Here is a 15,316-nt window from a genome sequence, read left to right as displayed (position 1 = left end):
TCCTAGCACAGTTTGCGGAGGGCATTCCTCCGGTTATCCGATGGCGGGACCGAGCAAATCGTCGGCGTCGGTGATGCGATAGGCATACCCCTGCTCAGCGAGGAACCGCTGACGGTGGGCGGCGTACTCGGCATCGAGGGTGTCGCGTGCGACCACCGAGTAGAAATGGGCCTGGCCGCCATCGTGCTTCGGCCGCAGCAACCGGCCGAGACGCTGCGCCTCCTCCTGGCGCGAACCGAAAGTGCCCGAGACCTGCACGGCCACAGATGCTTCCGGCAAATCGATGGAAAAGTTCGCGACCTTGCTCACCACGAGCACCGGGATCTCCCCGCGCCGGAACGCGTCGAAGAGTTCCTCCCGCTCCCTGGTCTTCGTCGAACCCTGGATCACCGGGGCGTCGAGCGCGGCGCCGAGTTCGTCCAACTGCTCCAAATAGGCGCCGATGACCAGGCTCGGCGCGTCCTGGTGCTGGGCCAGAATCGACTCGACCACCGCGATCTTGGTGTGCGCGGTGGAGCACAACTTGTAGCGCTCCTCCGGCTCGGCGGTCGCATACGTCATCCGTTCGGCATCGGTCAGCGTGACCCGGACCTCGATGCAGTCGGCGGGGGCGATCCACCCCTGCGCCTCGATGTCCTTCCACGGCGCGTCGTAGCGCTTCGGGCCGATCAGGGAGAACACGTCGCCTTCGCGACCGTCCTCGCGGACCAAGGTCGCGGTCAGGCCGAGGCGGCGGCGCGACTGGAGATCGGCGGTCATCCGGAAGACCGGGGCGGGCAGCAGATGCACCTCGTCGTAGATGACCAGGCCCCAGTCGCGGCTGTCGAACAGTTCCAGGTGCTTGTACTCACCTTTGGTGCGGCGAGTGATCACCTGATAGGTGGCGATGGTGACCGGGCGGATCTCCTTCCGCTCACCGGAGTACTCACCGATCTCGTCCTCGGTGAGCGAGGTGCGCGCGAGCAGTTCGCGGCGCCACTGCCTACCCGCCACCGTGTTGGTGACCAGGATCAGCGTGGTCGCCTTCGCCTTGGCCATCGCGGCGGCGCCGACCATGGTCTTGCCCGCCCCGCAGGGCAGCACCACCACGCCCGACCCACCCGCCCAGAACGAGTCGGCGGCCATCTGCTGGTAGTCGCGCAGGTGCCAGCCGTCGGTCACGTAGTCGAGTTCGATCGGGTGTGCCTCACCGTCGACGTAGCCGGCGAGGTCCTCGGCGGGCCAGCCGATCTTCAGCAGCATCTGTTTGATCCGACCGCGCTCGGACGGATGCACCACCACCGTGTCGTCATCGATGCGCGCGCCGAGCATGGGGGCGATCTTCTTGTGCCGGAGTACCTCCTCCAGCACCGCGCGATCCAGGCTGACCAGCATTAACCCGTGCGCGGGATGCTTGACCAGCTGCAATCTGCCGTAGCGCGCCATCGTGTCGACCACGTCGACGAGCAACGGCTGCGGCACGGCGTACCGGGAGAAACTGACCAGCGCGTCCACCACCTGCTCGGCGTCGTGCCCGGCCGCTCGCGCGTTCCATAGCGCCAGCGGCGTCACCCGATAGGTGTGCACGTGCTCCGGCGCCCGCTCCAACTCGGCGAACGGCGCGATCGCCTGCCGCGCCGCATCCGCCAACTCGTGGTCGACCTCCAACAGCAGCGTTTTGTCACTCTGCACAATCAGCGGACCGTCGGTCACAGTCCCTCCTCGTATCGATTCCCCGCCATTGTCCCCGACCCGACCGACAACCCCGCAGGTTACCGGCAGCTTCTCCGCACCATACGGGCGTGGCTGGGATTCCGAGCGGCGCAGCAGCGACGCCGCGATCGGATGCAACACCGCAACAGTGCCATGTCTTCCCGGCGGCGACGAGCCCGGCCGGCTCAGCCGTGCGCGAGCGCGCGATCGGCGAGCGCACCGATCACCGGACCGAGCGTCCTGGCGTAACTGCTCGTGATGTGGTTGTCGTCGCGATAGACGAGGGTGTTCCCGACGACGACCGGACAGCGGGCGGCGGTGCAGAACAGCGAGGTCAGGTCGGCGTACTGGCCGCCGCCCGCCGTCACGGCCGCGCGCTCGGCGGCGATGCCCGCGGCGTCGACCGCGACCGCCCGGGTGGGGGCGCATGCCGAGGCGTCGTCGACGTGCTCGGCGACGCACGCGGGCACGGTGGCATGGGGATCGGGGACGCCGCCGAGCACGAGGACCGCCGCGCCCAGCTCGCGTAGCTGGGCAACCAGACGACGCACGCTATCGATCCACGCCGGGTCGTAGGTCACGAAGCCGAAGTCGCCGCCGTAGCGGCGGGACATGCCCACCACGATCAGCCGGGGCCGCTCGTGCCGCAGCCTGGTCATGATCTGCCCGCGCCACTGCTCGCATTCGGTGTAGGTCCGCCCCAGGTATGGACTGGTGATGGGCAGATCGAGCAGCGGGCAGGTGACCTTAGCCATGGTCTCCAGCCGCCAATGGTGCGCGACGGACAGGTTCTCGAACGCCGGTTGCCACATCGCCGCGTGGGAGTCGCCGACCAACGCGACCGTGCTGGCCGAATCCGGATCGCCGGAGGCGCACTCGCCCTGGCCCACGTCGGACCAGGACCGGAAGCAACCATTGTCGAACACCTCCGCCCTGTCGCCGCGCGCGTTCGACAGCGAAGGCGTGAGGTTGGACGGGACGGCACGGATCTCTGCCGATGCGGCGACGGCCGCTCGGGTCTGCGCTGTCAACTGGTCGACCGCCGCATCGTAGGGGTCGGCGGTGGAAGTGGCCGGCGCGACCGGCGTCGTCAGCGTGAGGCTCTGCGCCGCCGCGCCGCGCCCGACCGGAGCCGGCACCACCACGAGCAGCGCGAGCGCCACACCGATGGCGAGCGCGGTGCTCACACCACCGCTGGCGAGGCTGAGCCTGCCCGAACCGCGCAGCCGGGCGGCGAAGCGGACGGGATTCTCGATCAGCAGATGGGTGAGAGCGGCGAGCCCACCGGCCATCGCGACCGCGCCCAGTGCACCGACCGACCCGAGGGGACGGCCGAGCGCATGCGGGGCCAGGATCAGCACCGGCCAGTGCCAGAGATACCAGGAGTAGGACAGTCTGCCGATGGCCTGCATCTCGGGCACTGCCAGAAGCTTGCCCACCCCGAAACATGTTCCGGCGCAGCCACTTGCGATGACCAGAACCGCGCCGAGCACGGGTAGCAGCGCCGCGATGCCGGGATACTGGGTTTTCTCGTCGAGCCGGACGCAGGCCACGACGATCAATCCGGCCCCCGCCCACCCCGCGCAGCTGGATACCGATCGCGGCAACCGGGACCAGAGAACGGCCGACAGCGCCACCATGCCACCGGCCGCCAGCTCCCAGGCCCGCGCGGGCAGCGCGAAGAACGCCCACGGTGGCGCGGTCCGAGTCCAGGTCATCTCGACCGCGAAGGAGAGCGCGGCGACGACTGCGAGGACCATGAGATACGGCAGCGGAGCAGCCGCACCGCTTCGCCGCCGCCGCACGAGCCAGGCCGTCACGATGACGAGCGCAGGCCACAGCACGTAGAACTGCTCCTCTACGCCGAGTGACCAGAAGTGCTGAAACGGTGAGGGCGGCGCATCCGCGGCGAGGTAATCGGTGCCGTGCAGTGCAAACCGGAGGTTCCCGGCATACAGTGCGCTCGCGATGCCGTCGCCGAGAGCTTCGCGAGCCTGCAACGGCGGCAGCAGGACAGCCGTGGCGATAGTCGTGGCGACGAGGACGACGCCCGCGGCGGGCAACAGTCGGCGCGCACGCGCGCCGTAGAACCGCACCAACTCGACAGTGCCGGTCGCCGCCGCTTGCCGGTACAGCATTCCCGTGATGAGAAAGCCGGAAATAACGAAAAAGACATCCACACCGACGAATCCACCGCCGACCCCCGGCACCCCCGCATGAAAAAGGACGACGGCCAGAACTGCCACCGCCCGCATTCCCTCGATATCGGCCCGAAATCCTGCTCTGGGCGACGCACCGCCGAACCGGTCCACCCGCCGATTTCGCAACCCGCTGACCGTGGCCGTCATGGCCAGCATTGTCACCGGCCTCGCCCGCCATGTCGCGCCGACTCGCCGCCCGCCATACACCCAGGTCAGAAACCACCGTGCAATTACACTTGCCGATACAGTTGACCATCCAACCCGGGCGTCATAGGCGAATTCGACCACGGCGCAAACCCGCGAACTCTCTCGCGCAGTCCGTATTCAACCTCTTCGTCGGAGACGACGGCGCTTCAATTCCGGGAGAGGGTTCTACTGAAATTCGGCCCTACCGACCTCGCGGAATAGAAGATCGACAGCCAATCCCTCACGCTGGAGCGACCGGGTGGCGATTTGCGCCATGGTCTCGCCGAAGCGGCCTGCTTTCGGAGGCGTTTTCCGATCATGGCTCGAGGTAGCGGCGTTCAGATGGAAGGGACCGCCGATGGGCTGGTTTCAGACCCGAATCCCTCGATTTCCTGTCGCGCCTCCGCACGGCCGGCGCTGTACTCGGCGACGTTGAAATCGGAACGATCAACTCGCTCGCGCCGCAGGTCATCCATGGACTCGTGATCAGCCATCGCAGGTTACCTCTCGGTCGAAACTGGTTCGGGCGTCGTCATGTTCGTCCTCGCACACCTTGCGGAGAGTCCTCGCTCGGTCCACCGCCGCGGATTTCCGCATCCGAGTTCTACCGCAAGACAGCGATGCCTCGCGAGGTCTTATCCCGGAAGACGACCAGCAACCGTCAACTGGACCGAGACGACGCGGAACAGAGCAGGTGAGTATCGAGAGCATGATCGAGATGGCAGCGGTGGTGGGAGTGGCGGTGGCGGCGTTGGGGATGGTGGTCACGCCGGGACCGAACATGATGTATCTGGTATCGCGGACGGTGACACAAGGGCGGCGGGCCGGGTTGGTCTCGTTGGCGGGGGTCGCGGCGGGATTCGGGGTGTATCTGGCGGCGGCGACGGCCGGGATCACGGCGGTGTTCGCGGTGGTCCCCGGCCTGTACCTGGCGGTGAAGTTGGCCGGGGCCGCGTACTTGGGGTGGCTGGCCTGGCAGGCGCTGCGGCCGGGCGGTGTCTCGGTCTTCACCCCCACGGCACTGTCCGCGGACCCCACCCGGCGGTTGTTCACGATGGGGCTGGTCACCAACCTGCTGAATCCGAAGATCGCGATCATGTACATGGCGTTGATTCCGCAGTTCGTGACGCCAGAGCACGGCAAGGTGTGGGTGCAGAGCCTGTGCCTGGGGGCTGTGCAGATCGCCGTGGCGCTCACTGTGAACGGATTGATCGTCCTCGGCGCGGGCGGCCTCTCGACCTTTCTCACCAAGCGCCCCCTGTGGCTGCGCACGCAACGCTCCATCACCGGCACCATGCTCGCTGCCATCGCCGCCCTACTGGCTAGCGACCGCACCCGGCCTGGGCCCGCCTGACCGGCGTAGAACCACGCCAACGCGGGCGGACATTGCGATGTGCCCAGGTTCGAGGTCGACAGGACGACCCCGGTTCTTCGCTCGGCATCTCGGCCGGGCCGGCGCGGCATCGGCCTGACGTGACGGGTATCGGCGTCCGGCCTCGCGACGGTCGCCGATACCGCTGTCGTTGCCGGCGAACTCGAAGTTCACGGCAGGGTTTGGCAACTCAGCCCAAACGCAACCGGCGGACCCCCTCCTCGAGCGTTTCGTCGCGCTTGCAGAAGGTGAACCGCACCAGATGACTCCAGCCGGCCGTGTCGTCGGCGAACACACTGACCGGCACCGCCGCCACGCCGAGCCGCTTCGGCAACTCACGGCAGAACGTCAGGCCGTCGGCGGCGCCGAGCGGCGTGATATCGGCGACGACGAAGTAACCGCCCGCGCTCGGATACACCCGCAGACCCGTATCGGCAAGGGCGGCGGAGAGCCGAAGCCGCTTCTGCGACAACGTCTCCCGCAGCTTGCGGACCCACTCCGACTCGTGGTTGATCGCATGCGCGACGGCGGGTTGGAACGGCCCGCCCGCCACGAAGGTCAGGAACTGTTTGGCCGCGAGCACCGCGTCGATCAGGTCGGCGGGCCCGCACGCCCACCCGGTCTTCCACCCGGTGACGCTGAAGGTCTTGGCCGCGCTGGACACCACGACCGTCCGCTCGGCCATGCCCGGCAAAGTGGCCAGGCTGATGTGCTCGGCCCCGTCGTAGACCAGGTGCTCGTAGACCTCGTCGGTGAGCACCAGAATGTCGTGTTCGCATGCGATTTCGGCGATCGCGAGCAAATCGGAGCGCCCGAGCACCGTGCCGGTCGGATTGTGCGGCGAGTTGACGATCAGCATCCGGGTCGCCGGGGTGATGGCCGCACGCAGACTGTCCAGGTCCAGAACGAACCGATCCCCGTCGGTCACCAGCCGCGCCGTGCGCCGCCGGGCGCCGGCCAGCGCCACGGCCGCGGCATACGAGTCGTAGTACGGCTCGATCAGCACGACCTCCTCGCCGGGCTCCACCAGGCCGAGGACCGCGGCACTGATCGCCTCCGTCGCACCCACCGTCACGAGCACCTGCGTTTCCGGGTCGTAGCCGGTTCCGTAGCGCTTGGCACGGTCGTCAGCGATGGCCTGGCGCAGCAGCGGCACCCCACGCCCGGGCGGGTATTGGTTGAAGCCCTCGGCGATGGCACGGCGGGCCATCTCCAGCATGCTCGCGGGCCCGTCGGTGTCCGGGAACCCTTGGCCCAGGTTGACCGCGTCATGCCGGACGGCGAGCTCGGTCATCTCGGCGAAAATGGTGGACGCGAAGGGGCGCAGACGGGCAACGGTCGGGTGTCGCGAGGGCATAATCGGAGACTAGTCCAGCGGTCCAAATCGTTGCCTCGCGATAGCGAGTTGCTACCTTTCCCATGGCTTCGTTCCTCGCCCCGGGCGCGAGGTCCGCCACTGGGAACTGGTTCGGCTCGTCGGCACCGTGAACCGAGCCCGGCCGGGCTCAACCCAGCCGGACACCCCCCAGTTTGGCCGGATTCGCCACATCGTAAGTGCCCCAGATCAATCCGTCCCGAACCGTGAAGCCGACGACCCGTGTGGGATAACCGTCCCGGCCCACCACCGCCGGACGCGCCGCGACTTTGAGACCCAATTGCCCGTTCACCGAGACGAATGTGTACACCTGCGCGGCGTCCTCGAGCCGGTATTTGCGCACCAGGCCCACGTAGAAGCGGGCGATGCGATCCGCACCGTGCAGGACATTGATCGCGGTGGCGGTGGTGCCGTTGGCATCGCCGACCATCACCGCGTCCGGATGCAGCGCCGCGGCGACGGCGGCGACGTCACCCGTGCTCAGCGCGGCGAGGAAACGCCGCACCGCCGCGTCGTGCTCGGCGTCCGCCACCGGCTGCGGCGTCCGCGCCACCGTCTTTCGGGCACGCACGGCCAGCTGGCGTGCGGCGTCGGCGGAGATGTCGAGGATGGCGCCGATCTCGTCGAACGGCACCGAAAGTCCATCGTGCAGCACGAAGGCGACCCGCTGCGGCGGCGTCAGGCTGTCCAGCACGACCAGCGCCGCGAACCGGCACTCCTGGTTACGGACCACCGTCTCCAGCGGATCGGCCGCGGCCGACGGCGGGCGGGCGGTGACCACGGGTTCGGGCAGCCACTGGCCGACATAGATTTCCCGGCGCGCCGCCGCACTACGCAAACGGTCCAGGCAGATCCGGCTCACGACGGTGGTCAGCCAGGCCCGCAGGTCCTCGATCTCGGACTGGCGCGCGCCCGCCAGGCGCAGCCAGCTTTCCTGAACCGCGTCCTCGGCATCGCTGACGCTGCCCGTCAGCCGATAGGCGACCGAGAGCAAATGCGCCCGATGTGACTCGAACAAGCCGGAAAGCAACGCGGCAACCATCACAGCGAAGTCTACGGTCCTATGGTGGAACGCTCCCGCGCGGCATCCGGGTCGGCGATGGAAAACCGGATGATCCGGCGGTGCGATAGGTGACACCATGGCCCGATGGACCATCACGTGCTGTCGAACGGAACGATCTGGCTGTCAGCGCCGACGATGGACGACCTGGACACCATCACCGAATGCTGCCAGGAGCCGTCCATCGGGGAATGGGTGACCATCCCGGTGCCGTACACGCGGGAGAACGCCGTGGCCTTCATCGCGGAGATGGTCGTCCCCGGCTGGGCGGATCGAAGCCCGACTTGGGCGTTACGGCGGCGACCCGACGGACCGGTGGTCGGCATGATCGGCCTCAGCCAACGCGATGAGCGCGGGGCCGAGATCGGATTCTGGCTCAGCCCGGCTCAACGCTCGCGCGGCCTGATGACCCAGGCGGTGAACCTGGTGTGCGAGTTCGGGTTCCACGCCGACGGACTGGCCGTGGAGCGGATCGGCTGGCGCGCGTTCGTCGGCAACTATGCCTCCGCGGCCGTCGCGCGCCGCGCCGGCTTCCGGTACGAGGGCATGTCCCGCTTGGGCAGCACGCAGCGTGGCCGCCGCCGCGACCATTGGTCCGCCGCCCGGCTGCGTACCGACCCTCCTGGCCCGGCCGATGGCTGGCCCGCCGAGTTCGACAGTGTCGATCGTCGCGCTGGGTATTCGCGGCCACCAGGTGACCGCGCCTGAGCGACTACCCGGCGATAGTGCAGCCGGATATGACAGGCCGCTCAGGCGCGAGCCGGGCCACGAAATGGACACTGCGCAGTCGCACTTCGCCGGGAAGAGCGGTACTCGATCCGATCCTCACCCGCGAGCTGGTCGGCCCGCGCATCGCCTATTACGACGTCGGTCTGGTGCCGGTATGTCGTAGATCGGGTGATCGCTCCGGGCCGACCTGACTAGCGCGTCCGCGCGCTACCCACCATCGGGAAGCGGGAAAGCAAGCCGATGCGCCTCAGCGCGCGCGACGCTGCCGCACCGCGTCGGCCAACCGGTCCAGCTGCGCTGCCGTGGTATCCCAGTCCAGGCACGCGTCGGTGATGGATTGGCCGTAGGTGAGTTCGGTGGCGCGGCCGAGGGTGAGGTCCTGACGTCCGGCGACCAGGAAGCTCTCCAGCATCACACCGACCACACCGGGCTCGCCCGCGGCCAGCCGCCGCGCGAGGTCGGAGACCACGTCCACCTGTTTGTTGTGGTCCTTGTCGCTGTTGCCGTGGCTGGCGTCCACCACAATCCGCTGCGGAAGCGACGACTTCTCCAGCCGGATGCATGCCTCGGCGACCGATGCCGCGTCGTAGTTCGGGCCGTTGCTGCCGCCGCGCAGGATCACATGGCAGTCCGGGTTACCGGTGGTGCGGATCAGCGCGGAGCGGCCGTCCAGGTCGGTGCCGGGGAACACATGGCTCGCCGCCGCGGCGCGCACCCCGTCCACCGCCACCTGGACATCGCCGTCGGTGCCGTTCTTGATGCCGACCGGCATCGATAGCGCACTGCTGAGCTGGCGGTGTACCTGGCTGGCCGCGGTACGCGCACCGATCGCGCCGTAGGACACCAGGTCCGCGATGTACTGCGGGGTGATCGGGTCGAGGAACTCACATGCCACCGGAAGCCCGAGCGCGGTGATGTCGACCAGCAGTTTGCGACCGAAGCCCAAACCGGTGTTGACGTCGAACGAGCCGTCCAGGTGCGGGTCGTTGATCAAACCCTTCCAGCCCAGACTGGTGCGCGGCTTCTCGAAGTAGACCCGCATCACCACATGCAGCTGATCGCCGAGTTCGGCGGCCTTGGCCGCGAGACGGCGGGCGTAGTCCAGGGCGGCGGCGGGGTGATGCACCGAACACGGACCGACGATCACCATGAGGCGATCGTCGGTCCCGTTCAGCACGTCCACGGTGGCCTTGCGACCCGCACGGACGGTGTCGGCGAGGGCATCGGTGATCGGATGCACGCGACGCACCTCCGCCGGCGAGCGCAGCGGGCTGATGTTGCGGGTGCGTTGATCGTCCAGATCGGAATGCCGAGCGTCGACGTCGGCTGCGGTTGTCATGTCGTGGGTGTCCTTTTCTCGAGGCCGACCCACGGACGTTCGTACCCGTCGAGCCGGTCCATCATCCGGCTCGGGGTGGAATGTTGTCAGCGCGCGCGGTTGCCGCAGACCAGCCCACCCAGGGCCGGCTTGCTAAACCAGAAATACACGCGCTGCACGTTCGGCACAGTACCACGTTCGCGTGCCGGTCTTATCCCCACTGCCCGGGCACATAATCCCCCGCGGGGGTGCGGGCGATGACGTTCACCCGATTCCAGGCGTTGATCACCGCGATGGCGGCGATCAGGGCGGCGATCTGGTCGTCGTCGTAGTGCTTGCGGACCTCCTGCCACACCGCGTCGCTGACTGCGCGACCGTCGCCGATGCGGGTGGCCTCTTCGGTGAGCGCGAGAGCGGCGCGCTCGGCCTCGGTGAAAACAGTGGCCTCGTGCCAGGCGGCGACCAGGTTCAGGCGCACGGAGGTCTCGCCGGCATGCGCGGCATCCTTGGTGTGCATATCGGTGCAGTAGCCGCAACCGTTGATCTGACTGGCCCGGATCTTCACCAGCTCGTGGGTGGCAGCAGGGAGAGTGGATTCGTTGACCACCTTGGAAGCCATGGTGAGTCGTTTGACGAGGCTGACTGCGACCGGGTTCTCGAAGAGGTCGAAGCGGTGTTCCATGATGTTCCGTCCTTTGCTCGTACCGTTGGGTTCACAAAGATGACGACGCGGTGCGCCGACGTGTGACAGCTTGCGATGAGACCTACATCACACAGTCGAGATGCGCGGGCGGAGACGGACGCTCGGCTACTTCGGAAAGTCGGCTACTTCGGAAAGTCTGCTACTTCGGAAAGTCGTAGGTGACGCCGGTCAGCTTCTCCGACAGCTCCCACAACTGCGCCGCCACCTTCTCATCCCTGGATGCCTTCGACGAGTCGGCCGGTCCCGGGTAGCCACGCATGCCGCCGAACCCGGTCGGGCCGTAGTAGCCGCCCGGCTCGACGTCGGTGGTCGCGGCGTACAGCGTCGGCAGCGCGCCCATCGCGGCACTCTGCGCGAACAGCCGGTTGCCCAACCACATCAGCTTGTCCTGGATCGACTCGGTGTGCGACTGCAGCTCGGTCGACGCGTAGCCGGGGTGCGCGGCCACCGAGATCTTCCGCGAACCCGCCGCGGTCAATCTGCGCTGCAGTTCCCGGGCGAACATCAGATTGGCCAGCTTGGCCTGCGCGTAGGCGGGCCAGCGCTGATACTTGCGCCGCTCCCAGTTGAGATCGTCCGGATCGATCGTGCCGAGCTGGTGCGCACCGCTGGAGACGGTGACGAACCGGTCGGCGATCTTGTCCAACAGCAGCCCGGTGAGCGCGAAGTGGCCGAGATGGTTGGTGCCGATCTGCCGCTCGAATCCATCAGCGGTGCGCCCCTGCGGCACCGCCATCACGCCCGCGTTGTTGATCAATACGTCGGCCCGGTCGACGCCCGCGGCGAACTCGCGCACCGAAGCCAGATCGGCCAGGTCCAGCTTGCGCACCTGGGCTCGACCGCTGAGTCCGGCGGCTACCTGCTCGCCTTTCGCCAGATTCCGGCAGGCGAGCACCACTTCCGCACCCGCCGCGGCCAGCGCGCGCACCGTCTCGGCACCCAGGCCGCTATTGGCGCCGGTCACAATGAACGTCCGACCGCTCTGGTCGGCAAGATTCGAAGTGTCCCACCTGGTCATAGCGGAAAGTCTAGTCCGCACCACGGCCGAGCGAGGGGTTCGGACACCGCGGGCGGCACTACGTCAGGGCGAGGATTTCGTCGTCCGGCATCGCCGCGACCTCCAGGTACAGCGCGGCTACCGTGGCGAGTCGCCCGGTCGTTCCCCGCTCGCGTTCCCGAGCGGTCATGCGTGCGGCCAAACCCTCCACCGTCCGTGCCGCGAACAGGTCGGCGACGACCGTATCGGGCGCGTCCAGCCATTCCCGCACCTGGGCGATCACGGCAGTGGCCAGCACCGAATCGCCGCCGAGGGCAAAGAAGTCGTCGGTGACGCCGACCCGTTCGGTGGTCAGCACCGTCGCGACAAGGTTCGCCAGCGCCCGCTCCAGATCGGTTCGAGGAGCGGCGAATTCGACATTCTCGTCGCCGCCCGCCAGCAGCGCGTAAATCGCCTGGCGGTCCGGCTTGGCGTTCGCGGTCAGCGGCAGCTGCGGCAGGATCGCGAGGCGGGCCGGAATCATGTAGGCGGGCAACAGATCCGCGGCGGCTTCCAGCACCGCCGCCACGGTCAACTCGACGCCGGTCTCGAATACGACAACGGCAGCGAGCTTCGGTGCCGCGGCCGCGACCACCGCGGCGATCGCGTGCCGCACACCCGGCACGGATCGCAAGGCGCTCTCCACTTCTCCGAGTTCCACCCGGTAACCGCGGATCTTGACCTGATGGTCCGCGCGGCCGAGGAACTCCAGACAACCGTCCGGACGATACCGAGCCAGATCGCCGGTGCGGTACCAGCGCATACCGTCGTGGACGACGAACCGCTCGGCGGTGCGCTCGGAATCGCCGCGATAGCCTGCCGCGACGCCGTCGCCGCCGATCCACAGTTCGCCCGTCACCCAGTCGGGGCAGTCGTGTCCGGTCGCGCCGACCACCCGGCACCGCACATTGCGCAGGGGCGTGCCGTACGGCACGGCGGTCCAGTCCGCAGGAACATCCGCGCCGACCACCTCGCAGATCGTCGAGTGGATCGCAGTCTCGGTGGCGCCACCCAGCGCGACGAACCGGCAGTCCGGCGCCACCGCCGCCAATCGGCTCGGCAGGCCGACGTCCACCCAGTCACCGCCGAGCAGCACGGTGCGCAGCGAGTCCAGGCGCGCGCCCGCCGCGGCGGCGAGCAGCATGTCGAGCAGGCCCGGCACGCAGTTGATCAGCGAAACACGATAGCGGCGAACCAAGTCCACCCAGGTCGCGGGCTCGCCGCGTTGTGCGTCGTCCACCGCCACCACCGCACCGCCGGCGCCGAGCAGGCCGAAGATGTCATAGACCGACAGGTCGAACTCGAGCGCCGAGAGCGCGAGGCAACGGTCCGCGACACCGAGGGCAAACCGCTCGTTCAGGTCGTCGATGGTGTTCATCGCGGCTCGATGCGGTACCTGCACGCCCTTCGGCTTGCCGGTGGAACCGGAGGTGAACAGCACGTACGCGATGCATTCGGGCGAACCGAAGATCGGACGCGACAAAGGTTCCGGATGACGACGTGCCGCGGTGAGTGCCACGGTCCGTACGCCCGGAATCTCCGCGCCGTCGACGGTCAGCGCGGCGACGCAGTCACCGGTGCGCAGAATCTCCGCCCGCCTGGCCGCGGGCTGATCGAATCCGATCGGAACATAGACCGATCCGGCGGCGAGCACACCCAGGATGGCCAGGATCTGATCCGGCCCCTTCGGCAACTGCACGGCGACCGAATCACCCGGCAGGACACCGGCTTCGCGCAGCGCGCCCGCGACGGCCAGCGCTTGCGCCGCCAACTGTCCGTAGGAAATCGTGCCGTGCTGCCAGATCAGCGCGGTCGCGTCGGGGTCCGCCGCCGCGTTGGCGAAGAATCCGCTGTGCAGCAACCGGTCGCTCACCGGCCCCGAGGTCGCGTTGACCCGCGCCCGAATGGCCGCCTGTTCGACCGGAATCCGCGATATCGCCTCGGCATCCCATCCCGCCGCCGGCGTGGCGTCCTCGCCCGCCAGGCGCGTGATCGCATCGATGTACCGTGCGAACATCGCATCGATCACACCGGGCGGGAAGGCCGCTTCGCGCACATCCCAGTTCAGCAGCAGCCCGCCGCGCACCTCGGTGATCTGCGCGTCCAGCAGCACCTGCGGGCCTTGTGAGATGATCCACACCGGCTCGCCGAATGTCTCGGTGACGACGTCGGCGAACAACTCCCCGAGGTTCAGCGCACTGGTGTAGACGATCGGCGCGAGCACCGGCTCGCCGCGCAGGCGCCCCAGATCCCGCAGCACCTCGAGGCCGGAATACGCGGCGTGCGCGCCGGCGGCGTGCAGACTCGCCTGCAGGGCACGGGCCCGCTCGGTGACGGTGGCCGACGTGGTCACGTCGCCCTCGAGCAGCACGGAGGAGGTGAAATCGCCGACCACCCCGTCGACTTGCGGATGCACCGGTTCACGATGGAAGAGCGGCAGATTCAGCAGAAAACGCGGCTGCGCCGACCACGCTCCGATGGTTTCGGCGAAGACGGACGCCAGTGCCATAGCTGGCGTGACGCCGCGGGCGTGCGCGGCCTCGAACAGCCGTTCCTTCGCCTCCGGGTCGAGCCATCGGTGATAGCGCACCGTCCGGCTCGTTCCCGAAACACTCTGCGACTGCGGCAGTTCCGGTGCGCCCGGCAGCTCGTGGAGGCGCTGTTGCCACCATTCGCGGTCACGATCGCGTTCGGTGCCGGTTCCGCTGGGCCGGTCGGCGAGGTAGCGCCGGAAGGTGTACTCCTGATCCGGAAGCGACTCACCGTGGTAGAGGCGCGCCAGGTCGCTGATCAGGACGCGATAGCTCATCGCGTCGGCCGCCAGCATGTCCACATCCAGATGCAGCCGGGTCCGCCCGTCCGCGAGCAAGGTCAGGGCGATATCGATGACCTGACCGTCCTCGACGGCCATCCGCTGGTGCGTCCTGCGCTCGCGCAACGACGCCAACGCGTCGTGCGCCTGCGCCGGGCCGCGCAGATCGGTCAGCGTCCAGACCGGGCGCCCCGGCGCGGCCATGGTCTGCTGGGTGCCGTCCGGCCGGAAGCGACTGCGCAGCATCGGGTGCCGCCGCAGCAGCGCTTCGACCGCTCGCTCCAAGCGCCCGGGATCGACTCCCGTCCCGTCGAATTCGACGTACAGGTGGGCCGCGACGCCGCCCAGCTCTTGCGACTCGCCGCGGCCGATCCAATACGCGTGCTGCATCGGCGCGAGCGCGAAAGGCACGTCGTCGTCCGGCTCCGCCTCGCTCGGCCGCGATTCGGCAGCGTCCGGCTCGCTCGTGGCGCCGAGCAATCCGTGCCAGCCCGCCACAGTCGGGTGCGCCGCCAGCAGTGCGAAATTGATGTCGATGCCGCGTTTGCGCCACGCGCCGGCCAGCTTCATCGTGCGGATCGAGTCCAAACCCAGCTGGATCAGGTCGATGTCGTCGGTGATCGTCGCCACCGGAATATCCAGCTGGCTCGCGATCGCCGCGCGGATTTCGTCCCGTCCCACTACCGGCCCGGCTGCCCCGCTTCCGGTATTCCCCGCCCCGTCCCCCGGTCGCTGTGCTGACTCCATCTGGCGCTGCCACTCCTTGGTCGCCGCCGAAGCCGGCGGTTCGAGACTGCTCGGCCGGTAGTGTATCGCATCAAATAGGGTTGCC

Annotated in this window: 10 protein-coding genes; 2 read left to right on the top strand and 8 right to left on the bottom strand. The window is 68.3% G+C overall.

Features of this window, described 5'->3' with window-relative positions:
* Positions 1-33: 33 nt before the first annotated feature.
* On the bottom strand, positions 34-1,692 hold the full coding sequence (locus tag ACT86A_RS20310; RefSeq protein ID WP_445093747.1) for a DNA repair helicase XPB: 1,659 nt from the start codon (positions 1,690-1,692) through the stop codon (positions 34-36).
* Positions 1,693-1,877: 185 nt separating this feature from the next.
* A complete protein-coding gene (locus ACT86A_RS20305) occupies positions 1,878-4,040 on the bottom strand; it encodes an acyltransferase family protein (protein ID WP_445093746.1) in 2,163 nt (720 codons plus the stop codon).
* A 748-nt stretch (positions 4,041-4,788) separates the two neighbouring features.
* Between ACT86A_RS20305 and ACT86A_RS20300 the strand changes: the two genes are divergently transcribed.
* Positions 4,789-5,433, top strand: a complete 645-nt coding sequence (locus tag ACT86A_RS20300) for a LysE family translocator (RefSeq protein WP_445093745.1) — start codon at positions 4,789-4,791, stop codon at positions 5,431-5,433.
* A gap of 208 nt (positions 5,434-5,641) precedes the next feature.
* On the opposite strand, the gene ACT86A_RS20295 is transcribed toward ACT86A_RS20300, so the two are convergent.
* Both ACT86A_RS20295 and ACT86A_RS20290 read right to left on the bottom strand, forming a co-directional pair.
* Positions 5,642-6,808: a pyridoxal phosphate-dependent aminotransferase gene (locus tag ACT86A_RS20295; protein WP_445093744.1), complete on the bottom strand. Its 1,167-nt coding sequence runs from the start codon at positions 6,806-6,808 to the stop codon at positions 5,642-5,644.
* Positions 6,809-6,956: 148 nt separating this feature from the next.
* On the bottom strand, positions 6,957-7,868 hold the full coding sequence (locus ACT86A_RS20290; RefSeq protein WP_445093743.1) for a sigma-70 family RNA polymerase sigma factor: 912 nt from the start codon (positions 7,866-7,868) through the stop codon (positions 6,957-6,959).
* Between the two features lie 105 nt (positions 7,869-7,973).
* Between ACT86A_RS20290 and ACT86A_RS20285 the strand changes: the two genes are divergently transcribed.
* Positions 7,974-8,594 carry a GNAT family N-acetyltransferase gene (locus tag ACT86A_RS20285; RefSeq protein ID WP_445093742.1) on the top strand — a complete coding sequence of 207 codons (621 nt, stop codon included), beginning with the start codon at positions 7,974-7,976 and terminating at the stop codon, positions 8,592-8,594.
* Positions 8,595-8,862: 268 nt separating this feature from the next.
* On the opposite strand, the gene ACT86A_RS20280 is transcribed toward ACT86A_RS20285, so the two are convergent.
* The 4 genes from ACT86A_RS20280 to ACT86A_RS20265 all read right to left on the bottom strand — a co-directional run bounded on the left by ACT86A_RS20280 (position 8,863) and on the right by ACT86A_RS20265 (position 15,231).
* Positions 8,863-9,954 (bottom strand): 3-deoxy-7-phosphoheptulonate synthase, encoded by a 1,092-nt coding sequence (locus ACT86A_RS20280; RefSeq protein WP_445093741.1) that lies wholly within the window; start codon positions 9,952-9,954, stop codon positions 8,863-8,865.
* Positions 9,955-10,144: 190 nt separating this feature from the next.
* Positions 10,145-10,615 (bottom strand): carboxymuconolactone decarboxylase family protein, encoded by a 471-nt coding sequence (locus tag ACT86A_RS20275; protein WP_445093740.1) that lies wholly within the window; start codon positions 10,613-10,615, stop codon positions 10,145-10,147.
* 160 nt (positions 10,616-10,775) lie between these two features.
* A complete protein-coding gene (locus ACT86A_RS20270) occupies positions 10,776-11,654 on the bottom strand; it encodes an oxidoreductase (RefSeq protein ID WP_445093739.1) in 879 nt (292 codons plus the stop codon).
* 58 nt (positions 11,655-11,712) lie between these two features.
* A complete protein-coding gene (locus tag ACT86A_RS20265) occupies positions 11,713-15,231 on the bottom strand; it encodes a non-ribosomal peptide synthetase (RefSeq protein WP_445093738.1) in 3,519 nt (1,172 codons plus the stop codon).
* Positions 15,232-15,316 lie beyond the last annotated feature (85 nt).

The sequence above is a fragment of the Nocardia glycosmidis genome, assembly GCF_052545115.1.
This window is presented reverse-complemented; position numbering and strand designations above follow the sequence as displayed.